The sequence below is a fragment of the Kitasatospora sp. NPDC059599 genome, assembly GCF_042735125.1.
In the GTDB taxonomy this organism is placed as follows: domain Bacteria; phylum Actinomycetota; class Actinomycetes; order Streptomycetales; family Streptomycetaceae; genus Kitasatospora.
The window spans coordinates 17,892-43,335 of record NZ_JBHWCL010000059.1 but is presented as its reverse complement, the minus strand read 5'-3'; the positions used below and the strand labels follow the sequence as shown (position 1 = coordinate 43,335).

Genomic DNA, 25,444 nt, shown 5'->3' with positions numbered 1-25,444 from the left:
GCACGGGAGTGTGCGGCCGGCCGTGGGAGGACGGGGGTGGGGGGATCAGCCCTGGGGGTGGTGGGCCGGGATCGGCGGGAGTTCGCCGGTGGTCTCGTACTCGCTCAGCATCTCGATCCGGCGGGTGTGCCGCGGCTCGCCGCTGTAGGGGGTGCCGAGGAAGACCTCGACGAACCGGGTGGCCTCCTCCTGCGTGTGCATGCGGCCGCCGATGGAGATCACGTTGGCGTTGTTGTGCTGACGGCCGAGCTCGGCGGTCTGCTTGCTCCAGGCCAGCGCGGCCCGGACGCCCTTGACCTTGTTGGCGGCGATCGCCTCGCCGTTGCCCGAGCCGCCGATGACGACGCCCAGCGCCTCGGGGTCGGCGGCGGTGCGCTCGGCGGCGCGCAGGCAGAACGGCGGGTAGTCGTCCTCGGCGTCGTAGATGTGCGGCCCGCAGTCGACCGGCTCGTGGCCGGCCCCCTTGAGCCACTCCACGAGGTGGTTCTTCAGTTCGTATCCGGCATGGTCGGAGCCCAGGTACACGCGCATGCCATGAGTGTGGCATGCGCGTGCGCTCGGGCCCGACAACGGGGGCGTCAGCGCCGGCCGAGGAGCTTCCAGGCGAGCGGCAGGGCGCCGGCGGCGAGGACGGCCTTGAGGGCGTCGCCGACCAGGTACGGGTAGAGGCCGAGCTCGGCGGCGCGGGCGAGCGGCACGTGCAGCGAGAGGGCGAGGTACGGGACGCCGACCGCGTAGACGGCGAGGCTCCCGAAGACCATGGTGACGGCGGTGTTCACCGGGGTGCGGTCGGCGCCGCGGCGGGCCAGCGCGCCGGTCAGGGCGGCGGCGAGGACGAAGCCGATCACGTAGCCGAGGGAGGGCATCGCCCATCCGGAGGTGCCCTCGGCGAACCAGGGCAGGCCGGCCATGCCGGCGAGCAGGTAGAGGGCGAGCGAGGCGACGCCGCGGCGGGTGCCGAGCGCGGTGCCGACCAACAGGGCGGCGAAGGTCTGACCGGTGACCGGTACCGGCGAGCCGGGGACGTTCACCGAGAGCTGGGCGGCCACGCCGGTCAGCGCGGCGCCGCCGGCCACCAGCGCCAGGTCGCGGACCTGGCCGCCGAGGCGGGTGGAGGCGGCGGGCAGCAGGTCGGCGAGGACGGCGCGGCGCGGTATCGGGGTGGTGGCGGTGGCCATCGGGGGATCCTCCGTGGGGGTCCGGATGAGTGAACACCTGTGAACCTACGCGGTGATCCACTGCGCGACCTGCACGGTTTCGGACAAAGCCCCGCCCTCGGCGGTTGTCGGAACCGGCCCGAGATCACGCAGGGTCACCGCGTCGCGACCCTGTGCGTCCTCCCGGTCCGCCATGTGAGCCCCGGTCGGACATTCTTGGCATGGCCCGCGGTTCCCCGGATATTGGACAGCTCATGCCGCATACCGCACAGTCTGGAACCATCCCTATGGCCCCCACCTCCGCGCCCACGGCGCCCGGGACCACCGACGGCGCCCACCCGGCCGCGGGCCCGGCGTCGAACGGCCAGCAGCTCACCCACGGGCTGAAGCAGCGCCACCTGTCGATGATCGCCCTCGGCGGCGTGATCGGCGCGGGCCTCTTCGTCGGCTCCGGCGCGGGCATCGCCGCCGCGGGCCCGGCGATCATCCTGGCCTTCGTGCTCTCCGGCCTGCTGGTCATGCTGATCATGCGGATGCTCGGCGAGATGTCGGCGGCCCGCCCCGCCTCCGGCTCGTTCTCGGTGCACGCCGAGAAGGAGATCGGCCCGTGGGCCGGGATCACGGCCGGCTGGATGTACTGGGTGATGCTCTGCTGCGGCGTCGCCGCCGAGGCCACCGCTGCCGGGAAGATCGTCAACGGCTGGGTCCCGGGCGTCTCCGCCTGGGTCTGGGTCGCCCTGTTCATGGTCTTCTTCTGCGCGAGCAACCTCACCGCGGTGAAGAACTTCGGCGAGTTCGAGTTCTGGTTCGCCACGATCAAGGTCGCCGCGATCATCGCCTTCCTGGTCCTCGGCGGCCTCGGCATCGCCGGGGTCCTCGGCCCCGGCGCCCCCGGCACGGCCAACCTCACCGGCCACGGCGGCTTCCTGCCCACCGGCGTCAACGGACTGATCGTCGGCCTGCTCGCCTCGGTCTTCGCGTACGGCGGTCTGGAGACCGTCACCATCGCCGCCGCCGAGTCCGACGACCCCAAGAAGAACGTCGCCAACGCCGTGCGCACCGCGGTGTGGCGGATCGCGATCTTCTACATCGGCTCGATGGCCCTGGTGGTCACCCTGGTGTCCTGGAAGGACCCGGCGGTCGTCGCCGACGGCCCGTACGTCACCGTGCTGCGCCACCTCGGGGTGCCCGGCGCCGGGACGATCATGCAGGTCGTGGTGCTGGTCGCGCTGCTGTCCGCGATGAACGCCAACATCTACGGCGCCTCCCGGATGGCGTACTCGCTGGTCGGCCGCGGCCAGGGCCCCAAGGCGCTGGCCAAGGTCAGCGGCGGGGTGCCGCGCCGGGCCGTGCTGGCCTCCTGCCTGTTCGGCTTCGGCGCCGTGCTGGCCGCCAAGTTCTGGCCGGACACCGTGTTCACCTGGCTGATGAACACCACCGGTGTGGCGATCCTGGTGGTCTGGCTGTTCATCTGCGTGGTCCAGCTGCGGATGCGCCGCCGGCTGGAGCGCGAGTCGCCCGAGCTGCTCACCGTGAAGATGTGGGGCTACCCGTACCTGACCTGGGTCGCGATGGCCGGGGTGGCCGGCATCCTCGCGCTGATGACCACCACCGAGGGCAACCGGCAGCAGCTGTACGCGGCCGGGGTGCTGGTCGTGCTGCTGAGCGCCGCCGGCCTGCTCAAGCAGCGCCGGGACGCCGCCGCCCGCTGAGCCGCCGCCCGCACGACGACGGGGCCCGGTACCGATCCGGTACCGGGCCCCGTCGCGTCGCCGGCGCTACTCGAAGGACGGGCCGGCCGTCCGGGTGCGCTTGATCTCGTAGAAGCCGGGAGTGGAGGCCACCAGCAGGGTGCCGTCCCACAGGCGGGCCGCGGCCTCGCCCTTCGGGGCGGGGGTGACCACCGGGCCGAAGAAGGCGACCCGCTCGCCGTCCACGCCCTCGACCGCGATCACCGGGGTGCCGACGTCCTCGCCGACCAGGGTGATGCCCTCCTGGTGGGAGGCGCGCAGGGCCTCGTCGTGGATGTCCGTGCCGGCGGCGTCGGCCAGTTCGGCGGGCAGGCCTGCGGCCACCAGGGCCGCGGTTATGGTCTCCCGGTCCTGCGGCAGGCCCTGGTTGTGGAAGCGCACGCCGAGTTCGGTGTAGAGCCGGCCGAGCACCTCCTCGCCGTGCTTCTCGGCGGCGGCGATGCACACCCGCACCGCGCCCCAGGCGTTGTTCAGGAGCTCGCGGTAGTTGTCGGGGAGGTCACGGTGCTCGTTCAGCACCGACAGGCTCATCACGTGCCAGCGCACGTCGACCGGGCGCAGCTGCTGGACCTCGACCAGCCAGCGGGAGGTCATCCACGCCCACGGGCAGGCCGGGTCGAACCAGAAGTCGGCGGTCTTGCGCTCAGCGGCAGTCGTCACTGCGTGTCGTCCTTCGTGAGGTGATCCGGGCAGGGGTTAACTCCCCCGGTGGCCCAACACCCGTCCGACGCCGCTGATTCCGCTCCGGACGCGTCGGTCTGTGCAATGGTACCGACGGCGAGGGGCGTGACAGGATGGTGCCGCGTGCACGGACGACACCGGGCACCGAGACCGCACCACCCACACGCGCACCACCGTGCGAGCCGGACAAAGGAGTACCGCCGTGCCGGGCAAGAACCTCAGCCGCGACGAAGCCCAGCAGCGGGCCAGCATCCTGGCCGTGGACGGCTACCGCGTCCGGCTGGACGTGACCTCGGCGCCGGACCCGGCGGCCACCACCTTCCGCTCCACCACCACGGTGACCTTCCGCTGCTCCGAGCCCGGCGCGGCCACCTTCCTCGACCTGCTCGCCCCGGCCGTCCGCTCGGTCACCCTCAACGGGCGCGCCGTCGACCCGGCCGTCGCCTACGACGGCGCCCGGGTGCACGTCGAGGGCCTGGCCGCCGAGAACGTGCTGACCGTCGAGGCGGACTGCGCCTACAGCCGCACCGGCGAGGGCCTGCACCGCTTCGTCGACCCCGCGGACGGCGAGACCTACCTCTACACCCACTACGAGCCGGCCGACGCCCGCCGGGTGTTCGCGACCTTCGAACAGCCCGACCTGAAGGCCCCGTTCACCTTCACGGTGACCGCGCCGGCCGCCTGGGACGTGTGGTCCAACGCCCCGCACGAGGACGTCACCGCCGAGGACGGCGCCCGCACCTGGGAGTTCGCGCCGACCAAGCCGATCTCCACCTACCTCACCGCGGTCGTCGCCGGCCCCTACCACGTCGCCCGCGACCACTACAGCCGCGAGCTCGCCGACGGCACCACCCTGGAGATCCCGCTCTCCGCGATGTGCCGCAGGTCCCTGGCCCCGCACTTCGACGCGGACGAGATCCTCGGCGTCACCAAGCTCGGACTCGACTTCTTCCACGAGGAGTTCGACTACCCGTACCCCTTCGGCAAGTACGACCAGGCGTTCGTCCCCGAGTACAACATCGGTGCGATGGAGAACCCGGGCTGCGTCACCTTCCGCGAGGAGTTCGTCTTCCGCTCGAAGGTCACCGACGCCGCCTACGAGGGCCGGGCCAACGTCATCCTGCACGAGATGGCGCACATGTGGTTCGGCGACCTGGTCACCATGCGCTGGTGGGACGACCTGTGGCTGAAGGAGTCCTTCGCCGACTTCATGGGCTCCTACGGCCTGATCGGCGCCCGCACCCGCTACTCCTCCGCCTGGGTCACCTTCGCCAACCAGCGCAAGGCGTGGGCCTACCGGCAGGACCAGTTCCCCACCACGCACCCGATCACCGCGGACATCCGCGACCTGGAGGACGCCAAGCTCAACTTCGACGGCATCACCTACGCCAAGGGCGCCTCCGTCCTCAAGCAGTTGGTGGCGTACGCCGGTTCGGAGGCCTTCTTCGAGGGCGCCCGCCGCTACTTCAAGCGCCACGCGTTCGGCAACACCGAACTCACCGACCTGCTGGACATCCTGGAGGAGACCAGCGGCCGCGACCTCACCTCCTGGGCCGCCGCCTGGCTGCAGACCGCCGGCGTCAACGCGCTCACCCCGCAGGTCACCACCGACGCCGAGGGCCGGATCACCGAACTCGCCGTGCTGCAGGACACGGCGGACGATCCGGCGACTCCGTCCCGTGGCGTGCTGCGCCCGCACCGGATCGCGGTCGGCCTGTACGACCGGGACGCCGACGGCGCCCTGGTGCGCACCGGGCGGATCGAGCTGGACGTCACCGGCGCCCGCACCGTCGTCACCGGGGCGGCCGGCCTCCCCCGCCCCGCGCTCGTCCTGCTCAACGACGACGACCTCACCTACTGCAAGATCCGCTTCGACGGGGACTCGTTGGAGACCCTGCGCACCGGACTCGGCGACATCCACGACGAGCTGGCCCGCGCCCTCGCCTGGTCCGCCGTCTGGAACCTCACCCGGGACGGTCTGATGCCGGCCCGCGACTACGTCGCCCTGGTGCTGCGCTTCGCGGGCCAGGAGGGCAACATCGGCGTCCTGCAGTCGCTGCACCAGCAGGCCAAGACCGCCGTCGACCTGTACGCCGACCCGGCCTGGCGCGGCGAGGGCGGCCGGCTGCTCGCCGACGGCGCCCTGCGCGAGCTGCGCGACGCCGTCCCCGGCAGCGACCACCAGCTGGCCTGGGCCCGCTTCCTCGCCCAGACCGCGGGCGGCGCCGAGCACCTCGGCCTGGTCCGCGGCCTGCTGGCCGGCAGCGCCCGGATCGACGGCCTGGACGTCGACCAGGAGCTGCGCTGGTCGCTGTGGCTGGCCCTGGCCGCCGCCGGCCAGGCCTCCGACGAGGAGCTGGCCGCCGAGCTGGCCGCCGACAACACCGCCGGCGGCAAGCGGCAGTACACCCACTGCCTGGCCGCCCGGCCCACCCCGGAGGCCAAGGCCGCCGCCTGGTCGGCCGTGGTCGACTCGGACGAGCTGCCGAACGCCCTGGTCGAGGCCAACATCGCGGGCTTCGCGCTGCCCGCCCACCGCGACCTGACCGCCCTCTACGCGGCGCCGTACTTCAAGCTGCTGGAGAGGATCTGGGCCGAGCGGACCATCGAGATCGCGATCCGCTTCGTCAGCGGCTTCTTCCCGAGCGCCCAGACCGGCGAGCCGACCCTCGCCGAGGCCGACGCCTGGCTGGACGGGCACCCGCAGGCCGCGCCGGCGCTGCGCCGTCTGGTGCTGGAGCGCCGGGACGACCTGGCCCGTGCGCTGCGGGCGCAGGCCTGCGACCGGGTCTGAGCGCCCTCCTGCCGTGCTGAAGGGGCCCGCCGTGCGCGTCACGGCGGGCCCCTTCGGCGTGGACCGCGGCGGCGGTCAGCCGCGCCCGGTCAGCGTCGGCGTCCCCTCGCCCTCCAGTTCGCCGTGCGCGATCCGGCGCCCGGTGACGGCCAGCAGGAGCGCGAGGATCGGACCCCTCACCTCGGGGCCGGTGCCCGCCGTCCAGTCGGCGTCGGTGGCCCGCAGGGTCAGCCCGGCCGCCCGCCGCTTGCCGCCGACGATCAGGTTGGAGCGCCGGTAGAAGTCCGCGAGCCGGGTCAGGGCCTCCGTCGGGTACGCGCGGACGATGCCGAGCGGGCGCCGGATGTCCTCGGCGTGCACCACGGTCTCGCCCAGCCAGCTGTCGACCGGGCCCGGCGGGTGGCTGACCGAGTCCAGCCGCGCCCGGAAGGCGTCGAGGGTGTCGGCGGGCATCCCGGCGGTCAGCTCGGCGATCTCACGGGCGGTCATCGCCTCGAAGCGGAAGCCGGACCGGGCCAGCTTCAGGAAGAAGCCCGCCGGGGTCATCCGGGCTGTCGCCGCCATGTGCGCCAGGGTGTCCTGCACGGTCCGCCCGACGCAGAGCGAGGGCGTCGCCCACTGCCCCGGGGTGAGGCCCTCCACGTCGGCGAGCAGGGCGCGCCGCTCGCGGTGGATCGTCCCCCACGGGTCCGGTGTCGTCGCCATGGTTCCGTGGTACTACGGCGGCGGCCGGGCCGCACCCCCGGGGGGCTCGGCCCGGCCGTGGCGGGCGTACGGGCGTCAGTCGCGGCGCAGGCCGCGGTCCAGGGCGGCGATCGCGCTGCCCCGGGCGTCGTCGCCGTCCAACGACCAGACCATCACGCCGCCCAGGTCGTTCCGGCGCGCGTACCGCGCCTTCAGGGTGAGCACCTCGGCGGTGTCGTAGCTGTAGAAGGTGGTGCCGTCGTACTTCCAGGACGCGCCGTGGTCGCGGTCCACGTGGACCGTGCCGGGCAGTGCGTTGATCTCCTGGTAGGAGTGGTCGGGCGCGGCGGCGGTGGCGCTCTGGAAGAGGCCGCCGCGCCTGCCGGGGGCGACGCCGGTCCAGCCGTGGCCGTAGAGCGGGGCGCCGAGGACGAGCTGCTCGGAGGGCAGGCCGCGCTCCTGGTAGTGCGTGACCGCCGTGTCGGCGCTGCGCCGGCGAGGGTCCGGGTCGGCCGGGTCGGGGTAGAGGTTTGCCTGGTGGTCGGCGGGGCCGGTGCCCTCCCAGGGGCCGTGCAGGTCGTAGGTCATCACGTTGAGCCAGTCCACCGACTCGCTCAGCTCGGGCAGTTCGAGCCGGTCGGCGACGGTCTCGTTGGCGGCCACGGCGGCGGTCAGCAGATAGTGCTTGCCCTTCCTGCCGCCCAGCGCGTCGAGCTGGCGGCGGAACTCCGCCATCAGCAGGGTGAAGTTGCGGCCGTCCTCGGGGCGGACCACGTTGCCCGCGTCCCCGCCGCCGCCCGGGTACTCCCAGTCGATGTCGATGCCGTCGAAGACGCCCGCGGCCGCGCCGGCGCCGCCCTCCGGGGAGCCGGCCAGGACCGGCACGTCGCCCTTGAGGTAGAGGCCGATGCAGGAGGAGACGAACTTCCTGCGGGCCTCGTCGGTGGCGGCCGCGTCCGAGAAGTACGTGGACCAGCTCCAGCCGCCCAGCGAGATGACCGTGCGCAGCTGCGGGTTCTTCGCCTTGAGCTTGCGCAGCTGGTTGAAGTGGCCCTTCAGCTTCTGGCCCGGGGCGTCGGCCACGCCGTCCACCGACTCGGCGGCGGAGAAGGCGCGCTGGTAGTCGTTGCGCGCGTCGCCCTGGCCGGCGGCGTCGGTCTCGAAGCAGGTGCCGTCGGCGGAGACGTTGCCGAAGGCGTAGTTGATGACGGTGAGCCCGGCCGCCTGGCCGGACTCCTGGACCCGCTTGGCGGAGCTGTCGGCGCCCCACTGGGTGAAGTAGCCGACCCGCTGGCCCTTCGGCTTCGGGCCGTGCCGGCCGTCGGCGGCGTCGGCGGTGGCGGGGGCGGCGAGCAGCGCGGCGACGGTGGCGGCGGCGAGCAGGGCTGAGGCGCGAGTGGGCATACCGGACCTGTTCTCTGAAGCGGCGTCAAATGGTCTGGACCAGACGGGACAGAGGTTTAGTCCATCTGCCGTTCACCGCGCAAGGGGACGGGCCGGGTCGGTGCAGCATGCAAAAGCCCGCGCGCACTCGGAAGCCGGCCCACGCTGTGGGAACGAGCCCGGCCCGCGGAAACCGGCCCATCGTGCGGAGGGCCGGCGCGGGGCGCGGAAGCCGGCCCGGCACGCGGAAGGGGCCGGACCGCGTGGTGCGGTCCGGCCCCTTCGGGGACTGGCGTGGCTCAGCCGATGAGCGAGCGCAGCACGTACTGCAGGATGCCGCCGTTGCGGTAGTAGTCCGCCTCACCGGGGGTGTCGATGCGGACGACCGCGTCGAACTCCTTGTCGCCCGCCTTGACCTTGACGGTCTTCGGGGTGCGGCCCTCGTTGAGCTCGGTCACGCCGGTGAAGGAGAAGGTCTCCTCGCCGGTCAGGCCGAGGGAGTCGGCGTTCTCGCCCTCCGGGAACTGCAGCGGCAGAACGCCCATGCCGATCAGGTTCGAGCGGTGGATGCGCTCGTAGGACTCGGCGATGACGGCCTTGACGCCGAGCAGCGCGGTGCCCTTGGCGGCCCAGTCGCGGGACGAGCCGGAGCCGTACTCCTTGCCGGCCAGGACGACCAGCGGGGTGCCGGCGGCCTGGTAGTTCTGCGAGGCGTCGTAGATGAACGACACCGGCGCGTCGGCCTGGGTGAAGTCGCGGGTGTAGCCGCCCTCGGTGCCCGGCGCGATCTGGTTGCGCAGGCGGATGTTGGCGAAGGTGCCGCGGATCATCACCTCGTGGTTGCCACGACGGGAACCGTAGGAGTTGAAGTCGCGCTTCTCGACACCGTTGGCGGTCAGGTACTGCGCCGCCGGGGTGCCCGGCTTGATGTTGCCGGCCGGGGAGATGTGGTCGGTGGTGACCGAGTCGCCCAGCTTGGCCAGGACGCGGGCGTCGGCGATGTCGGTCACCGGGCTCGGGGTCTTGGCCATGCCCTCGAAGTACGGGGGCTTGCGGACGTAGGTGGACTCGGCGTCCCACTCGAAGGTGTTGCCGGTCGGGACCGGGAGCGACTGCCAGCGGTGGTCACCGGCGAAGACGTCCTGGTAGCCCTTGTCGAACATGGCCTCGTCGATGGAGCCGGCGACGGTGTCGGCGACCTCCTGCTCGGTCGGCCAGATGTCGGCGAGGAAGACGTCGTTGCCGTCGGCGTCCTGGCCCAGGGCGTCCTTGGTGATGTCGATGTTCATGTTGCCGGCGAGGGCGTAGGCGACCACCAGCGGCGGGGAGGCCAGGTAGTTCATCTTGACGTCGGGGTTGATCCGGCCCTCGAAGTTGCGGTTGCCGGAGAGCACCGAGACGACCGCGAGGTCGGACTCGTTGACGGCGGCCGAGACCTCCTCGGGCAGCGGGCCCGAGTTGCCGATGCAGGTGACGCAGCCGTAGCCGACCAGGTTGAAGCCCAGCTTCTCCATGTACGGGAGCAGGCCGGCCTTCTCGTAGTAGTCCATGACGACCTTGGAGCCGGGCGCCAGGGTGGTCTTGACCCAGGGCTTGACGTGCAGGCCCTTCTCCACGGCCTTCTTCGCCAGCAGGGCGGCGCCCAGCATCACGGAGGGGTTGGAGGTGTTGGTGCAGGAGGTGATCGAGGCGATCACGACCGCGCCGTTGTCGATCTCGTAGGTCGAGCCGTCGGGGGCGGTGACGGCGGTCGGCTTCGAGGCCTCGGCGGAGTAGGTCGGCAGCGCCTCGGCGAACTTCTGGGCGGCCTCGGCGAGGATCACCCGGTCCTGCGGGCGCTTCGGGCCGGAGATCGACGGGACGACGGTGGAGACGTCCAGCTCCAGGTACTCGGAGTAGACCGGCTCGACCGACGGGTCGTGCCAGAGGCCCTGCTCCTTGGCGTACGCCTCGACCAGGGCGAGCTGCTGCTCGTCGCGGCCGGTCAGGCGCAGGTAGTTGATGGTCTCGGCGTCGATCGGGAAGATCGCGCAGGTCGAGCCGAACTCCGGCGACATGTTGCCGATGGTGGCGCGGTTGGCCAGCGGGATGGACCCGATGCCGTCGCCGTAGAACTCGACGAACTTGCCGACCACACCGTGCTTGCGCAGCATCTCGGTGATGGTGAGGACCAGGTCGGTGGCGGTGGTGCCGGCCGGGAGCTCGCCGGTCAGCTTGAAGCCGACGACGCGCGGGATCAGCATGGAGACCGGCTGGCCGAGCATGGCCGCCTCGGCCTCGATGCCGCCGACGCCCCAGCCCAGCACGCCCAGGCCGTTGACCATGGTGGTGTGCGAGTCGGTGCCGACGCAGGTGTCCGGGTAGGCCTGGCCGCCGCGGACCATGACGGTGCGGGCCAGGTGCTCGATGTTCACCTGGTGGACGATGCCGGTGCCCGGCGGGACGACCTTGAACTCGTCGAACGCGGTCTGGCCCCAGCGCAGGAACTGGTAGCGCTCCTTGTTGCGGCCGTACTCGATCTCGACGTTCTGGGTGAACGCGTCCTTGGTGCCGAACTTGTCGGCGATGACCGAGTGGTCGATGACCAGCTCGGCCGGGGCCAGCGGGTTGATCTTGGCCGGGTCGCCGCCCAGCTCCTTGACGGCCTCGCGCATGGTGGCGAGGTCGACGACGCACGGCACACCGGTGAAGTCCTGCATGATCACGCGGGCCGGCGTGAACTGGATCTCCTGGCTCGGCTGGGCGTCGGCGTCCCAGTTGCCGAGGGCACGGATGTGGTCGGCGGTGATGTTCGCGCCGTCCTCCGTGCGGAGCAGGTTCTCCAGCAGCACCTTGAGGCTGTACGGCAGCCGCTCGGAACCCTCGACGGCGGAGAGCTTGAAGATCTCGTACGACTCGTCGCCCACCTGCAGCGGGCTGCGGGCGTCGAAGCTGTTCGCGGACACGACTGACTCCTTCTGGGTGCTTCGTGCGATATCCGGCCGCCACACGGTGGTAAGGTCAGCCTTACTTAGGCTCGCCTTGCCCGCATCGCCGGTGCGCGCCTCTCGGCAAGTATCTTGATGTCGAGATATATCGTAAGGGGCAGTTATCTCGATGTCGAGATAAACCATAGTGCATGCCGTGACTCACTCGTCGTCCGGGCCGCGCCGCTTGCGCTCCAGCCTGATCAGCCAGACCGCTCCCGCGACCACCCCGGCCGCCATCAGCAGCACCACCACAAGCTCACCACCGGAACCGCCGGTCGGCGAGGGGGCGATGTCCGCCAGAAGGATCGTCCTCATCTCTTCACCTCCGCTCCACGTCGGTCCACTTCCGGTCCACCCGCCGACGCCCCGGCCCCGCCCCGGGCCGCACCCAGGCCGAGCACCAGCATCAGCAGCACCGGGAACTCCAGGTACGCGTGGTAACTCGCCAGCGCCGCGTACAACGAGCGGCCCCGGGCGTAGTCCACCGCGAACAACAACGCCAGCAGCGCGCCTGCCCCCGCCCCCAGCGCCCACGCCCGCACGCCGCGCAGCGCCGGCACCCGGGCGTCGAAGCGCTCCGCCGCCTCCGGGGCGTACCGGGGCAGGAACCAGACCCAGACGACGTAGTGCATCGTCTGCAGGAAGGCGAACACCGCCAGGAAGCGCAGGCCCGCCGTCGGCGTCAACCAGGCCGGCGGCGTGTAGGCCGCCGCCAGCCGGTCCGTCCAGCCGCCCGGACGCTGCACCAGCAGACCGTCCAGCAGACCGCTCAGCAGCAGGGCCGGCACCACCAGCACCCAGCCGGACTGCAGCACCAGGAACGCCGCCCGCCCGCGCCGCAGCCGGCGCGACCACTCGGCCAGGAACAGCAGCGGCACCACGTTGTGCAGGTGCGCCAGCACCACGAAGTGGTACGCGGGAAAGGCCAGCGAAGCCGCGCCCGCCCCGGCCAGCAACACCGCGCTCCCCGCCAGCAGCCGCGGCCGCCCGCGCAGCCCGTACCGGCAGGCCGCCGCCAGCAGGCCGTACGCGAGCAGGATCTCCGCCGCCTGGGACGCCCTGGAGGGCGGCAGCAGACGACACAGCACGATGCCGGTCACCAGCGCCAGCAGCAGCCGCAGCAGCGGACCGGCCAGCACGACGGCGAAACGGCCGGCCACGTAGCGCAGCTCCAGCACGTTGTGCAGCAGGCCGAACCCGGCCAGACCCAGCACCGCCAGACCGGTCGGCGCCCGCAGCGCCAGCACCAGCGCCAGGACGGCCGCCAGCGCGAAACCCGCGAACGGCGCGGCGCCGAGCCGGGCCGCCGGACCGGGCGCCGGCCACACCCGCGCGGCCGCCGGCACCGGTACCGGTGCGAGCTCGGTGGCCATGGTCCCCTCCCCGTGGCACGATCCCCGCCGTGCCCTACGTCCTCGCCCTGGCCCTGACCCTGCTGGTCGAGGTCCCCGTCTACACCGTCGCGCTCACCCGGGCCGGCGGCGTGCGGCCGTCCCGGGCGGCCGGAGCCGCCGTCCTCGTCAACCTGGCGACGCACCCACTGCTCTGGTGGGCCCTGCGGCCGTACGCCGCCGGGCCCGCCGCAGCGTACTGGACCGCCTTCGGGCTCGGCGAGGCCGCCGTCTGCCTCGCCGAGGGCGCCCTGCTCGCCCCGCTCACCGGGCTGTCGGCGCGCACCGCGCTCCCCTGGGCCGCCTCCGCCACCGCCAACGCCGCCTCGGTGCTCGCCGGATTCCTGCTCGGACGCTGAGCCGCCGCCGGCGCCCCGTCGCCACCCGGTCCGGCTCCGGATACGACTCCGGGTACGGTGGCCCGTGACGTGACAGGCAGAGGGGGCCTCCGATGATCGTGGTGGACGCGTCCGCACTGGTGCTGGCGCTGGCCGACGAGGGCCCGCGCGGCGCCGCGGCCCGGGCCGAACTCGCCGCCGACGGCGACTGGGCGGCGCCCGAACACATCGTGGTCGAGGTGATGCAGTCGCTGCGCGGCCTCTACCTGGCCAAGGAGCTGACCGCCGACCGGGTCACCGAACTCACCCGCGAACTGGCCGCCGTGGCGATCCGCAAGGTCGAGGTGGCGCCGCTGCTCGGACGGATCTGGGAGCTCAAGGACAACCTGACCCCGGACGACGCCGCCTACGTCGCCGTCGCCGAGCGGTACGGGGCGCCGCTGGTCACCGCCGACCTGCGGCTGATGCGGGCCAGCGGACCGCGCTGCGAGATCCGCGGGATCCGGCGCGAACCGGCCCCCTGAGTCCGGGTCGGCGCCGTCACCGGCGGCGGTGTCCTTCCCCGCCCGGCGCCGTTAGCAGGGTGACCGTCGCCCTGCCCGTGGAAGGCCCGACCGATGACTGCTCCGCTCGCCGCCGCCCTGCTGCCGCTGGCCCTGCTCGCCCCCGCCGCCCCGCCGGTCTCCGTCGTCGAGGCCGCCTTCGACCCGGCCACCGCCTTCGTCCCACCGGCCGCCGTCAGCTACGCGCAGGACCTGGTGCCGTACGGCTCGCACGCCCGGGTCGTCACCGACCACTCGGTGCCCGGGCGGACGGCGCTCACCCTGACGGTGTCCGGGCTCGCCCCCGACCACGAGTTCCCGGCGCACCTGCACACCGGCGGCTGCGGGGCCGACCCGGCGTCCTCCGGGCCGCACTACCAGGACACCGTCGACCCGGTGCAGCCGTCCACCGACCCGGCGTACGCCAACGAGCGCAACGAACTGCGCCTGGTGCTGCGCACCGACGGACACGGCGACGGCACCGCCACCACGGCGGTGCCCTGGCAGCCGCGGCCGGGCGGGGCGCGCTCGCTGGTGCTGCATGCCGGCACCCCGGCCGGACCGCACGGGGCGGGCGACCGGGTGGCCTGCGTCAAGCTGGAGCGCTGAGCCCCTGGGGCCTCCGGGGACCCGGGGTCCTGCGTGTCCTCCGGGGACCGGGACCGCGTGAGCCCTCCGGTCCTTTGGTTCTCCGGATCGTCGGATCTCCGGATCGTCGGCGGTCCCGTCAGGAGCCGAGGGTCGCGACTAGGACCGCCTTGATGGTGTGCAGGCGGTTCTCGGCCTGGTCGAAGACGATGGAGTGCGGCGACTCGAACAACTCGTCGGTGCACTCCAGCTCGGTCATACCGGTCGCCTCGTACATCTGCCGCCCGACCACCGTGCCGAGGTCGTGGAACGCGGGCAGGCAGTGCAGGAACTTCACGGCCGGGTTGCCGGTGGCCCGGACGGTCTCCATGGAGACCTGGTACGGCTTGAGCATCTCGATCCGCTCGGCCCAGACCTCCTTGGGCTCGCCCATCGAGACCCAGACGTCGGTGTAGAGGAAGTCCGCGCCGGCCACGCCCCCGGCGACGTCCTCGGTCAGGGTGATCCGGGCACCGGTCGACTCGGCCAGGGCCCGCGCCGACTTCTGCACGTCCTCGGTCGGCCAGAGCGCGCGGGGGGCGACGATGCGGACGTCCATGCCGAGCAGCGCGCCGGTCACCAGCAGCGAGTTGCCCATGTTGGACCGGGCGTCGCCGAGGTAGGCGAGCGCGACGTCGGTCAGCGGCTTGACGGTGTGCTCGGTGACGGTGAGGACGTCGGCCAGCATCTGGGTGGGGTGCCACTCGTCGGTGAGGCCGTTCCAGACCGGGACACCCGCGTGCGTCGCGAGCTCCTCGACGACCTCCTGGCCGTGGCCGCGGTACTCGATGCCGTCGAACATCCGGCCGAGCACCCGGGCGGTGTCCTTGATGGACTCCTTGTGTCCGATCTGCGAGGCCGACGGGTCCAGGTAGGTCGTGGTGGCCCCCTGGTCGTGGGCGGCGACCTCGAAGGCGCAGCGGGTGCGGGTGGAGGTCTTCTCGAAGATCAGCGCGATGTTCTTGCCACGCAGCCGGGGCTGCTCGGTGCCCGCGTACTTCGCCGCCTTGAGCCCGGCGGCGAGGTCCACCAGGAAGCGGAACTCCTGGGGCGTGAAGTCGAGCTCCTTGAGGAAGTGCCTGTTCCGGAGGTTGAAGGCCATACCGGGCTCCTGGGGTGACGGGGCGAGGGGGGAAGGCTGGCAAGTGTATACGATACTTGGAATTTCTATACAGACGTGAGTCGAGTGAGGGGGAGCCCCGGACGGGACTCCCCCTCCACCGGCGGCCTCTGCCTCTATGCCGCCGCCAACGGGCGCGGGTCGACGCCACGGACCGCGCAGGTCGACGCCACGGGCCGCGCAGGTCGGTGCCACGGGCCACGTGGGTCGACGCTACAGACGCGGGTCGACCGGCTCGGACTCCAGCGCCAGCACCGCGAACACCGGCTCGTGCACCCGCCACAGCGGCTCCCCCGCCGCCAGCCGGTCCAGCGCCTCCAGCCCCAGCGCGTACTCGCGCAACGCCAGCGAGCGCTTGTGGCCCAACGCGCGCTGCCGCAGCCGGTCCAGGTGCTCGGTGTAGTCCGGACCGTAGATGATCCGCAGGTACTCCCGGCCGCGCACCTTCACCCCGGGCTGCACCAGCCCGCCCGGACGGCCCTCGCCGCGCGAGGTCCGCACCAGCGAGGCCAGCGGCTTCACCACCATGCCCTCGCCGCCCGCCCCGGTCAGCTCCTCCCACCAGGCGGTGGCAGCGGCCGTCGAGGCCTCGTCCTCGGTGTCCACCAGGACCCGGCCGGTGCGGTGCAGCACGGGCTCCTCCCCGTCGTCGGCGGCCACCAGGCGGTCGATCCGGGCCAGGTGCTCGTCGTGCGGGCGCACCGCCAGGTTCGCCCCCTCGGCGGCCAGCAGCTGGAACGGCGCCAGCCGGATGCCCGACAGCCCCTCGGTCGGCCAGCAGTAGCGCCGGTACGCCTCGGTGAACGCCCGCGCATCGGCGGAGCGCTGCCGCTGGCGGGCGGTCAGCCCGGCCAGGTCCAGGCCGCGCCCGGCCGCCCGCTCCAGGGCGGACAGCACCTCCGGCAGGGCCGCACCCGCCGCCGCGCCGACCGCCGCGTACTGACGGCGCAGCAGCTCCACCGCCTTCAGCGACCACGGCATCAGCTCGGCGTCCACCAGCAGCCAGTCGCTGGCCAGCTCGTCGAAGAGGCCGGCGCGCTCGGCGGCCGCCCGCACCCGGTCGAGCACCGCGGCGGTCAGCCCGTCGTCGTTGAGGAACGCGCGGCCGGTGCGGGTCCAGATCGCGCCCGGACCCGTCACGCCGAAGCGGCGCTCCAGTGCGGCACCGTCCCGGGCGACCAGCAGCACCGCGCGCGAACCCATGTGCTTCTCCTCGCACACCAGGTGCCGCACGCCGTCCGCGCGGTAGGCCAGGAAGGCCTCCTCCGGGTGCTCCAGGTAGCCGTCCCGGCGGGAGGTCGCACTCGGCGCCATGGTCGGCGGCAGGTAGGCGAGCAGCCGCGGGTCCAGCGCGAAGCGGCTCATCACCTCCAGCGCGGCCGCCGCGTTCTCCTCCCGGACGGCGACCCGCCCGTGCAGGCCGGTCTCGACGATCCGGCGCCCGGCGACGTCGGCGAGGTCCAGCGGACGGCCCTCGCGGGCGCCCGGCGCGTCCGTGATCATCGGACGCACCGGGGCGTACCACTCGCGCTCGGCCTCGACGCCCACCAGCTCGCGCTCCGGGTAGCGCAGCGCGGTCAGGCTGCCGCCGAAGACGCAGCCGGTGTCCAGGCAGATGGTGTTGTTGACGAAGCTCGCGGTCGGCACCGGGGTGTGGCCGTAGACCACCAGTGCCCGGCCGCGGTACTCCTCCGCCCACGGGTAGCGCACCGGCAGGCCGTACTCGTCGGTCTCACCAGTGGTCTCCCCGTACAGCGCGTGCGAGCGGACCCGGCCCGAGTTCCGGCCGTGGTACTTCTCCGGCAGACCGGCGTGGCAGACCACCAGCGCGCCGCCGTCCAGCAGGTAGTGGCTGACCAGGCCGCGCATGAAGGCGCGCACCTCGGCCCTGAACTCCTCGGACTCCCCCGCCAGCTGGTCCAGCGACTCCTGCAGGCCGTGCGAGACGGTGACCTTCTTGCCGTCCATCGCGCGGCCGAGCTTGTTCTCGTGGTTCCCGGGCACGCAGATCGCGTGGCCCGCCGCCACCATGCCCATCACCAGGCGCAGCACCCCTGGGGTGTCGGGGCCGCGGTCGACCAGGTCGCCGACGAAGACGGCGGTGCGGCCCGCCGGGTGCTCGGCGTCCACCGGACGGCCCTCGGCGTCCCGGGTGAGGGCGTAGCCGAGGCGGGTCAGCAGGGTCTCCAGCTCCGAGCGGCAGCCGTGGATGTCACCCACGATGTCGAACGGGCCGGTGAGGTGACGCAGGTCGTTGTAGCGCTTCTCCGTCTCGATCTCGGCCGACACCACCTCGGCCTCGCCGCGCAGGACGTGCACCTTGCGGAAGCCCTCGCGCTCCAGGCCGCGCAGGGAACGGCGCAGCTCGCGGTTCTGCCGCGGGACGACGTGGGCGGGCAACTGGCGGTCCGGACGGGTGCGGTTGCGCTCGGCGCACACCCCCGGCGGGACGTCCAGGACGATCGCGATCGGCAGCACGTCGTGCTCGCGGGCGATCCTGACCAGCTGGCGGCGCGCCTCCGGCTGGACGTTGGTGGCGTCCACGACGGTCAGCCGCCCGGCCGCCAGTCGCTTGCCGACGATGTAGTGCAGGAGGTCGAAGGCCTCGGCGGAGGCGGACTGGTCGTTCTCGTCGTCGGCGACCAGACCGCGGCAGAAGTCGGAGGAGACGACCTGGGTCGGCAGGAAGTGGCGGCGGGCGAAGGTGGACTTGCCCGAGCCGCTGGTGCCGATCAGGACGACGAGGGAGACGTCGGTGACGGGGAGGCGGCGCGGGGCTGTGCTCTCGGTGGTCTCGTCGGCTGCGGCGTCGGTCATCGGGGTTCGCCTCCTTCGGGCGTCGTCGGGTCGGTGGCGGGGGTCGGGTCGGTGGCGGTCGGCTCGGGTTCGGTGACGGGGGCCGGGTCGACGGTGGTCGGCTCGGGTTCGGTGGCGGTGGTCGGGTCGACGGTGGTCGGCTCGGGTTCGGTGGTGGTGGTCGGCTGGGCGACGGGCGCCGGCTCGGTGGCGGTGGTGAACAGGGCGAGCTGGGTCGGTGCCCCGACCTCCTCGTCGTACGGGCCGACCGGGCGCAGCACCACCGTGTAACCGTAGGCCGCCGCGACCTTCCCGGCCCAGGCACGGAACTCCGCGCGGGACCACTCGAAGCGGTGGTCGGCGTGCCGGACGCTGCCCGCCGGCAGGGTCTCCCAGCGGACGTTGTACTCGGCGTTCGGCGTGGTGACCACGACGGCCCGCGGCCGGGCGGCCCCGAACACGGCGTACTCCAGGGCGGGCAGCCGCGGTAGGTCCAGGTGTTCGATCACCTCGCACAGCACCGCCGCGTCGTAGCCCTTCAACCGGGCGTCGGTGTACGTCAGCGCACCCTGCGCCAGCGTCACCCGGGCCGCCTGCCGCTCCGGCAGGCGCTCCAGGCGCAGTTTGCGGTTCGCCGCCCGCAGGGCCCGCACGGACACGTCCACGCCGAGGATCTCGGTGAACCGGGCGTCCTTCAGCAGGGCGCCGATCAGCTCGCCCTGACCGCAGCCGAGGTCGGCGACGCGGGCGGCGCCGGTCTCGCGCAGGGCGTCGAGGATCGCGGTGCGGCGCTGCTCGGCCAGGGACGGTACGCGGGGCAGCTCCGGCTCCGCGTGCGCGCCGCCGTCCCCCTCGCCGCTCCCGCCGCCGTCCGGCTCGCCGGGCTCCCGCCCGGCCACCTGCCCCGGCTCCTGCCCGAACTCCTCTGCGGGCCGGTCGTCGACCGCGTTGTCGATCTCCTCGACCTCGCGGTCGTCCGCCTCCGCCAGCCGGGCCAGCTCCAGGCGTTCCATCGCGGCCCGGGTCAGCGACCAGCGCCGGGCGAGGTAGCGACGGGTGATCAGGCCGCGCTCCGGGTGGGCGGCCAGCCAGCCCTCGCCCGCGGCGAGCAGCTTGTCCACCTCGTCCGGGGCGACCCAGTAGTGCTTGGCGCCGTCCAGCACCGGGAGCAGCACGTACAGCTGCTGGAGCGCGTCGGCGAGCCGGACGGTGTCGGAGGCGAGCCCGATCCGCACGTACCGGGAGTCGCCCCACTCCGGGAACGCCTCGTCCAGCGGGATCGTCGTCGCCTCGACCCGCCAGCCCAGCGGCTCGAACAGCCGGGCAACCATCGCCGGGCCGCCGCCCTCGCCCGCGCCGTTCGCGGGCACGGCGGGCAGCTCGATCCGCAGCGGGCGGGCCCGCCCCGGCAGTTCGGGCCGGGCCGGGCAGGCGCCCTTCATCGCGGACCGGAACACCGTCCGCAGCGCCACCGCGAGCAGCGAGGACGCGGCGTACGGCCGGTCGTTGACGTACTGGGCGAGCGCGAAGTCGGGCGAGCCGCCACGGCCCCTGCCGTCGCCCCGGCCCTTGCGGACCAGCGCGACCGGGTCGATGTCCAGCAGCAACGCCGCCGTGCAGGCCTCGTCCCCCGCCTCGGGGTAGAAGACGTGGGCCTCGCCGTGCGACGTCGTGAACCGCTGGACCTTGCCGGGGTGCTTGTGCAGCAGGAACCCGAGATCCGTGGCCGGGTCCTCGGCGCTGCCGGTGGTGGAGATCGACATGAACACCCGCCGAAGTATTGCCCAGCGGCGGAGCCCTGAGCACCGGGTTTTCCCACCCCGCGCCCCGGTCGCCGGGACGTCCGCCGGGCGCGTCCGCACGGTGGGCGTGTTCGGCAGTGGGGCCCCGCATTGGTTAACGTGCACGATGTGACTGCTGAATCCACCTCGCTCGAATCCACCTCCTCGGCGAACGGCGCCGTGGCCACCGGCCTGGCCACCATCGCCGCCGACGGCACCGTTCTCGACACCTGGTTCCCCGCCCCCGTCCTGGCCACCGAGCCCGGCCCGGCCGGCACCGTCCGCCTGACCGCCGAGCAGGCCGAGGCCGAGCTCGGCACCGGCGCGGCCGAGGCGCTGCGCGCCGACGCGCGCCGCGGCGTCGAGGTGGTCGCCGTGCGCACCACCATCGCCTCGCTGGACGAGAAGCCGCTCGACACCCACGACGTGTACCTGCGCCTGCACCTGCTGAGCCACCGTCTGGTCAAGCCGCACGGCCAGAACCTGGACGGCATCTTCGGCCTACTGGCCAACGTCGCATGGACCAGCATCGGCCCCGTCCCGGTGGACAAGGTCGAGCAGGCCCGCCTCGCGGTGCGCGCCCAGGGCGGCCAGCTGGCCGTGTACGGCGTCGACAAGTTCCCGCGGATGACCGACTACGTCGCCCCGACCGGTGTGCGCATCGCCCACGCCGACCGCGTCCGGCTCGGCGCCCACCTGGCCGCCGGCACCACCGTGATGCACGAGGGCTTCGTCAACTTCAACGCCGGCACGCTGGGCACCTCCATGGTCGAGGGCCGGATCAGCGCGGGCGTCGTCGTCGGCGACCACAGCGACATCGGCGGCGGCGCCTCGATCATGGGCACCCTGTCCGGCGGCGGCAAGCAGGTCGTCTCGGTCGGCGAGCGCTGCCTGCTCGGCGCCAACGCGGGCATCGGCATCTCGCTCGGCAGCGACTGCGTGGTCGAGGCCGGCCTCTACGTCACCGCCGGCACCCGGGTCACCACCCCGGACGGCACGGTGGCCAAGGCCGTCGAGCTGTCCGGCCAGGACAACCTGCTGTTCCGCCGCAACTCGCAGACCGGCGCGGTCGAGGTCATCGCCCGCTCCGGCTCCTGGGGCGGTCTGAACGCGGACCTGCACGCCCACAACTGACCTGCGGGCAGCGACGGTCGGGGTCCGGCGCCGGGTGGCGCCGGGCCCCGCTCGCGTGGCGCCTCCTCACACCTCCCGGGGCTTGCGGTGGCGTCCCGGCGCCTTCCTCGGCCGCTGCCCCCGGTGAGCCGGGCGCAGCAGGCCGTCGCCCTCGATCCCGTGCAGGATCCGCTGCGCGACGGCGTAGTCCTCGGCCACCGTCTCCGGCAGCCACTGGTAGCCGTCCCAGCGCAGGATGAGCCTCGGCTCGCCCGGCGCCACATGAGCACCGCGGTGCCGCCCGTGCGCGAGCGGCACGGCCCGCAACTGCCCGACCGGCCGCAGCCGTTGCTCCCGCCTGGCCGCCCACGACGCCAGCGGTTCCTCCTCGTCCATCGCTCCAGTCTGGCCTCCGGGCGCCGTCGACGGACACCCGCGTCACTCGACCGGGGGACGGGCGTTCCGGCCCTGCCGTCGTGGCCTCCCGGCCGCTCCCGTGCCTCTCCCCGTCCGGCCCCGCTTCCTCCCCTCCTTCCTCGTCACGAACTCCTGAGGACCACGAGCCGCTGGGTCGCCCGGGTCATCGCGACGTAGCGGTCGACGGCTCCCTCGACGCCCTCGCCGAACGCCTCCGGATCGACCAGGACGACCAGGTCGAACTCGAGGCCCTTCGACAGCTCCGGAGTCAGTGACCGGACCCGGGGCCGGGCCCGGAAGTCCGGTGCACCGATCACGCAGGCGACCCCCTCGGCGTGCTCGGCGAGCCAGCCGTCCAGGACCGCGTCCAGCTCCGTCACGGACCCGTGCGCGACGGGGATGCCGCTGCTGCGGACGGAAGTCGGCACGTTGGCGTCCGGCAGCGCGGCCCGGATGGCGGGCTCGGCCTCCGCCATGACCTCCTCCGGTGTCCGGTAGTTGATGCTCAGCGAGGCCACCGCCGCCCGGTCGAGCCCGATCCGCTCCAGCCGCTCCTGCCAGGACTCCGTGAAGCTGTGCCTGGCCTGCGCGCGGTCCCCGACGATGGTGAAGCTCCGGGACGGGCAGCGCAGGAGCAGCATCTGCCACTCCGCGTCGGTCAGTTCCTGGGCCTCGTCCACGACGATGTGCGCGAACGGGCCGGCCAGCGGCTCGGGGTCGGCGACGGGCAGGGCGGTCTCGTCGACCAGGGTGTCCTGGAGGTCCCGTCCGCGCAGCATCGTCACCGCGCCCTCCCCGTCGTCATCGGCCTGGAGCAGGTCGCCGATGACATCGGCCATGCGGGCGCGTTCGGCGGCGACCGCAGCCTCGCGCCGCCGCTGCCGCCGGGCCGCCTCCGGGTCGCCGAGCCGCTGCCGGGCGGCGTCCAGGAGCGGCAGGTCGGACACCGTCCAGTCCTGCGGCGCGTCCCTTCGCTGCAGCTTGCGGACCTCCTCGGGGTCGAGCCCGGGCGCGCACATCCGCAGGTAGGCGGGCACCGACCAGAGATCGCCGACCAGGTCGGCGGCTTCGAGCAGCGGCCACGCGCGGTTGAGGGTCTCCACCAGCTCCCGGTCCTGCCGCAGCGAGCGGAGGAACAGCTCGGGCGAGACCCCGTCCTCGTCCTCGTCCACCTCCAGCTTCTCCAGCAGGATCGTGGCGAGCTCCTCCCAGATCTGCTCGCGCGCCTCGTTGTGCGGGGTGCCCGGGTCCGGTGCGGCGAACGCGTCGGACCAGTCCGAGGCGCTCAGCCAGAGGTCGGACCAGTGCGTGGTGACAGCCATCCCCTCGGTGGGCGGCTCCTCGTAGAACCGAACGGCCTTCTCGACCGCCTCCACCATGGCGACCGAGGACTTCAGCCGGGCCACCTCCGGATCGGCCTCGGCCCGCGCGCCCGCCCCTTCGGCGACGAGGTCCCGCACGGTGCAGGTCCGCACGCCCTCCTCGCCGAGGCTGGGCAGGACGTCGGCGACGTAGGCCAGGTACGGCTGGTGCGGGCCGACGAACAGCACGCCGCCGCGCCGGTGGCCGAGCCGCGGATCGGAGTACAGCAGGTAGGCGGAGCGGTGCAGCGCGACGACGGTCTTGCCGGTGCCCGGGCCGCCGTCGACCACGAGGGCGCCGCGGGACCCGGCCCGGATGATGGCGTCCTGGTCGGACTGGATGGTGGCCAGCACGTCCCGCATCCGGGCCGAGCGGTTGCCGCTCAGGCCGGCGATGAACGCGGACTGGTCGTCCAGTGCGGCGTGCCCCTCCAGGGCCTCGGCGGTGAACACCTCGTCCCAGTAATCGCTGATCCGCCCGCCGGTCCAGCGGTACCTGCGGCGGCTCACCAGCCCCATCGGGTCGGCGTGGGTCGCCGCGAAGAACGGCTCGGCCGCCGGGGAACGCCAGTCGACCAGCAACCGGCGCCCCTCGCTGTCGGTGAGCCCGAGCCGCCCGATGTACACCGGCTCGGGGTCGTCCGCGGCGACGACGTGTCCGAGGCAGAGGTCCAGTCCGAAGCGGCGCAGGGCGCGCAGGCGGCCGGTCAGCCGGTGGACCTCGATGTCCCGGTCCATCGCCTCCCGGCCGAGGCCGCCCGGCGCCCGGCGCAGGGTGTCGAGACGGTCGGACAGCTCGGTGATCGACTGTTCGAGGCTCCCCGCGACGGCCTCGAAGTGCCGCTCGTCGCCGCCGATCAGCGCCGGGTCGGCCTTGGCGGCGAGGCGGTCGGGAAGGTCGAACGCGCTGGTGGTCAGGGGGGTCATGGCATCAGCTCCGATCTGAGGCCTGCGATTGTGCGCCACCACGGGGGCCTTGCCGCAAGACCCCCCGTGCGCTATACGTTGAGAGTGGCAAGGGGTGGGTACTCCCCCTTCTCCGCCCTCTTCCGGATCTCCTTCCGTCGCCCGCACGGCGCCGTTCCGTGCCCTCCGGCGCCGTTGCGCCGTGTCGAAGTGCCCGCTCCGTTCGTCCTCGGCGCCTCCTGCTCCGGCGGCCCGGGCGGCGGGGTCGGCAGCCCCGGGCGGCGGTCCCCGGTCAGCAGCCCCAGTCGGCGGTCTCCAGTCAGCAGTCGGCGATCCGCAGTCGGCCGTCCGCGCCCGGCCCAGCCCGCGCCGCAGCGGCAACCCCGGCTCACCCGGGAGGCTTACGCCGCACCGGAGTCGGACCGCATCGGGTGGTGCCAGGTGACGGCCGCCGGGATGGTTCGTTGGGTGCCGAGGCGGGCGTGCACCCGGTGGCCGGGCAGCCACCGCCACCGCCGCACGGGCCGAGCCACCGTCGGCCGCTTCACGCCGCACCACCGATCCGACGAAGTGCCGCCACGTCCGAACCATCCGCCACGCCGCAACTCCCGAGCAGCCCCACGGGCTCGGGCGACGGTGCCTGGGCCGGGCCCGGCGCCTCCAAGCGCCTGCTGGAGCAGATACAGGAACTGCTCGCCTCGGTCACCGCGGATCTCGCCGCGTTGCAGTCCTCCGGCGCCCTGGACGCCGGCGCCACCGCCTACCCGACCGGCACGGACAGCTCCGGCGCCCCGGCCGCACCGGGCACCCGGTAGTGGTCCGCCTGCTCCCGATCCGTCGGCCCGCCCTCACCCGGGGGGCCGACGACGTCCGGCGGGCCGACGGCATCCGGCAGTCCGGTGGATTCCGGCGGGCCGGCTTCGCCCGGCGGACGGCCGCCGCCCGCCGCCCCTTCGCCGCCCGGTGGGTCGAGCCGGACGAGTAACGGCGAACCGCAGTCCGCCCGTTCGGTCTCCGCGCCGCCCGACACCGGCGCCGTGCTCCCCGCTCCCCCGGCCCGGCCCGCCGCGTCCCACAGCCGCCCGGCCAGGTCCTTGCACTCCGACACCGCGTCGACGCCGTCGATGCACGTCCAGTAGAGGCTCTCGGTGTCGGCGCCGCAGGCCAGCACCACGAGCGTCTCCCCGACCTCCTGCAGCAACCCGTCCAGCGCCCCCAGAGCCGGCGCCAGCTCCCCGAGTCCGGTGAGGCGCGCGGCCCGGCCGCCGCCGACCAAGGCGGCCCGGGCGAGGGAGCGGTCCAGGCAGACCGCCGCGTGCGCCCCGGCCTCGGAGAGCTGCTGGCCCAGCCCGGTGAACTCCTCGTCCTCGGACTCCGCCAACCGGGCGCCCATCGCCTCGGTGAGCAGCGCGGCCTGCCGCGCCTCGGCCAGCACATCGGGTACGTGCCTGGCCTCGGCCAGGGCGTGCCGGGCCGTCCTGATCAGTCGCAGCGCCTCCATGGCCACCGCTCCTCTCGCTCGCTGTCGCCGTCGCCCCGGCCGCCGGGAGGGGCGGCCGGGTGGTCACGGCGACAGCGTGCGAGAAGGCGCGGGTACCCGCATCCGGCTTGTCAGGAGCTGTGGAAAACCCCG

At 73.4% G+C, this 25,444-nt stretch carries 20 protein-coding genes; 6 read left to right on the top strand and 14 right to left on the bottom strand.

All coding sequences use genetic code 11. From position 1 onward, the window contains the following. Positions 1-45 precede the first annotated feature (45 nt). The gene (locus tag ACFV04_RS21465; RefSeq protein WP_380346000.1) at positions 46-531 is read right to left on the bottom strand and encodes a ribose-5-phosphate isomerase; all 486 of its coding nucleotides are present in this window, start codon (positions 529-531) and stop codon (positions 46-48) included. Between the two features lie 47 nt (positions 532-578). Beyond that, positions 579-1,178: a biotin transporter BioY gene (locus tag ACFV04_RS21460; RefSeq protein ID WP_380531195.1), complete on the bottom strand. Its 600-nt coding sequence runs from the start codon at positions 1,176-1,178 to the stop codon at positions 579-581. Between the two features lie 266 nt (positions 1,179-1,444). Between ACFV04_RS21460 and ACFV04_RS21455 the strand changes: the two genes are divergently transcribed. Beyond that, positions 1,445-2,869, top strand: coding sequence for an amino acid permease (locus ACFV04_RS21455; protein ID WP_380345996.1), 1,425 nt, complete (start codon positions 1,445-1,447; stop codon positions 2,867-2,869). 66 nt (positions 2,870-2,935) lie between these two features. On the opposite strand, the gene ACFV04_RS21450 is transcribed toward ACFV04_RS21455, so the two are convergent. Beyond that, positions 2,936-3,568 carry a DsbA family protein gene (locus ACFV04_RS21450; RefSeq protein ID WP_380345994.1) on the bottom strand — a complete coding sequence of 211 codons (633 nt, stop codon included), beginning with the start codon at positions 3,566-3,568 and terminating at the stop codon, positions 2,936-2,938. 223 nt (positions 3,569-3,791) lie between these two features. Between ACFV04_RS21450 and pepN the strand changes: the two genes are divergently transcribed. Continuing rightward, on the top strand, positions 3,792-6,383 hold the full coding sequence (pepN, locus tag ACFV04_RS21445; protein ID WP_380345992.1) for an aminopeptidase N: 2,592 nt from the start codon (positions 3,792-3,794) through the stop codon (positions 6,381-6,383). A 75-nt stretch (positions 6,384-6,458) separates the two neighbouring features. Here pepN and ACFV04_RS21440 read toward each other — a convergent pair whose 3' ends face one another. The 5 genes from ACFV04_RS21440 to ACFV04_RS21420 all read right to left on the bottom strand — a co-directional run bounded on the left by ACFV04_RS21440 (position 6,459) and on the right by ACFV04_RS21420 (position 12,792). Next, positions 6,459-7,088 (bottom strand): maleylpyruvate isomerase family mycothiol-dependent enzyme, encoded by a 630-nt coding sequence (locus tag ACFV04_RS21440; RefSeq protein WP_380531191.1) that lies wholly within the window; start codon positions 7,086-7,088, stop codon positions 6,459-6,461. Positions 7,089-7,163: 75 nt separating this feature from the next. Then, positions 7,164-8,471: a glycoside hydrolase family 18 protein gene (locus ACFV04_RS21435; protein ID WP_380531189.1), complete on the bottom strand. Its 1,308-nt coding sequence runs from the start codon at positions 8,469-8,471 to the stop codon at positions 7,164-7,166. A 278-nt stretch (positions 8,472-8,749) separates the two neighbouring features. Continuing rightward, entirely contained in the window at positions 8,750-11,395 is a 2,646-nt protein-coding gene (gene acnA, locus ACFV04_RS21430) for an aconitate hydratase AcnA (protein WP_380531186.1), read from the bottom strand. Between the two features lie 183 nt (positions 11,396-11,578). Continuing rightward, complete coding sequence (locus ACFV04_RS21425; protein ID WP_380345984.1) at positions 11,579-11,734, bottom strand: hypothetical protein; 156 nt, start codon at positions 11,732-11,734, stop codon at positions 11,579-11,581. Continuing rightward, positions 11,731-12,792 carry a hypothetical protein gene (locus ACFV04_RS21420; RefSeq protein ID WP_380345983.1) on the bottom strand — a complete coding sequence of 354 codons (1,062 nt, stop codon included), beginning with the start codon at positions 12,790-12,792 and terminating at the stop codon, positions 11,731-11,733. Before ACFV04_RS21420 ends, ACFV04_RS21425 begins: the two co-directional genes overlap by 4 nt. 29 nt (positions 12,793-12,821) lie before the next feature. Between ACFV04_RS21420 and ACFV04_RS21415 the strand changes: the two genes are divergently transcribed. The 3 genes from ACFV04_RS21415 (at position 12,822) to ACFV04_RS21405 (ending at position 14,299) form a co-directional block, all read left to right on the top strand. After that, positions 12,822-13,169: a hypothetical protein gene (locus ACFV04_RS21415; RefSeq protein WP_380531183.1), complete on the top strand. Its 348-nt coding sequence runs from the start codon at positions 12,822-12,824 to the stop codon at positions 13,167-13,169. Positions 13,170-13,261: 92 nt separating this feature from the next. Beyond that, positions 13,262-13,672 carry a type II toxin-antitoxin system VapC family toxin gene (locus ACFV04_RS21410; protein ID WP_380531180.1) on the top strand — a complete coding sequence of 137 codons (411 nt, stop codon included), beginning with the start codon at positions 13,262-13,264 and terminating at the stop codon, positions 13,670-13,672. Between the two features lie 93 nt (positions 13,673-13,765). Further along, positions 13,766-14,299 carry a superoxide dismutase family protein gene (locus tag ACFV04_RS21405; protein ID WP_380531178.1) on the top strand — a complete coding sequence of 178 codons (534 nt, stop codon included), beginning with the start codon at positions 13,766-13,768 and terminating at the stop codon, positions 14,297-14,299. 118 nt (positions 14,300-14,417) lie between these two features. Here the strand turns inward: ACFV04_RS21405 and argF are convergent, their stop codons facing one another. The 3 genes from argF to ACFV04_RS21390 all read right to left on the bottom strand — a co-directional run bounded on the left by argF (position 14,418) and on the right by ACFV04_RS21390 (position 20,002). Beyond that, positions 14,418-15,419, bottom strand: a complete 1,002-nt coding sequence (argF, locus tag ACFV04_RS21400; protein ID WP_360265404.1) for an ornithine carbamoyltransferase — start codon at positions 15,417-15,419, stop codon at positions 14,418-14,420. A 231-nt stretch (positions 15,420-15,650) separates the two neighbouring features. Further along, on the bottom strand, positions 15,651-18,254 hold the full coding sequence (locus ACFV04_RS21395; protein ID WP_380531175.1) for a polynucleotide kinase-phosphatase: 2,604 nt from the start codon (positions 18,252-18,254) through the stop codon (positions 15,651-15,653). After that, the gene (locus ACFV04_RS21390; protein WP_380531172.1) at positions 18,251-20,002 is read right to left on the bottom strand and encodes a 3' terminal RNA ribose 2'-O-methyltransferase Hen1; all 1,752 of its coding nucleotides are present in this window, start codon (positions 20,000-20,002) and stop codon (positions 18,251-18,253) included. The genes ACFV04_RS21395 and ACFV04_RS21390 overlap by 4 nt, the downstream gene beginning before the upstream one ends. A gap of 141 nt (positions 20,003-20,143) precedes the next feature. Between ACFV04_RS21390 and dapD the strand changes: the two genes are divergently transcribed. Continuing rightward, complete coding sequence (gene dapD, locus ACFV04_RS21385) at positions 20,144-21,148, top strand: 2,3,4,5-tetrahydropyridine-2,6-dicarboxylate N-succinyltransferase (RefSeq protein WP_380345975.1); 1,005 nt, start codon at positions 20,144-20,146, stop codon at positions 21,146-21,148. A 66-nt stretch (positions 21,149-21,214) separates the two neighbouring features. Here dapD and ACFV04_RS21380 read toward each other — a convergent pair whose 3' ends face one another. The 3 genes from ACFV04_RS21380 to ACFV04_RS21370 all read right to left on the bottom strand — a co-directional run bounded on the left by ACFV04_RS21380 (position 21,215) and on the right by ACFV04_RS21370 (position 25,312). After that, positions 21,215-21,523 (bottom strand): DUF6087 family protein, encoded by a 309-nt coding sequence (locus tag ACFV04_RS21380; RefSeq protein ID WP_380345974.1) that lies wholly within the window; start codon positions 21,521-21,523, stop codon positions 21,215-21,217. Between the two features lie 143 nt (positions 21,524-21,666). Next, the gene (helR, locus tag ACFV04_RS21375) at positions 21,667-23,832 is read right to left on the bottom strand and encodes an RNA polymerase recycling motor ATPase HelR (protein WP_380531168.1); all 2,166 of its coding nucleotides are present in this window, start codon (positions 23,830-23,832) and stop codon (positions 21,667-21,669) included. Between the two features lie 739 nt (positions 23,833-24,571). Continuing rightward, positions 24,572-25,312 (bottom strand): DUF6099 family protein, encoded by a 741-nt coding sequence (locus ACFV04_RS21370; protein WP_380531165.1) that lies wholly within the window; start codon positions 25,310-25,312, stop codon positions 24,572-24,574. Between the last annotated feature and the right edge of the window lie 132 nt (positions 25,313-25,444).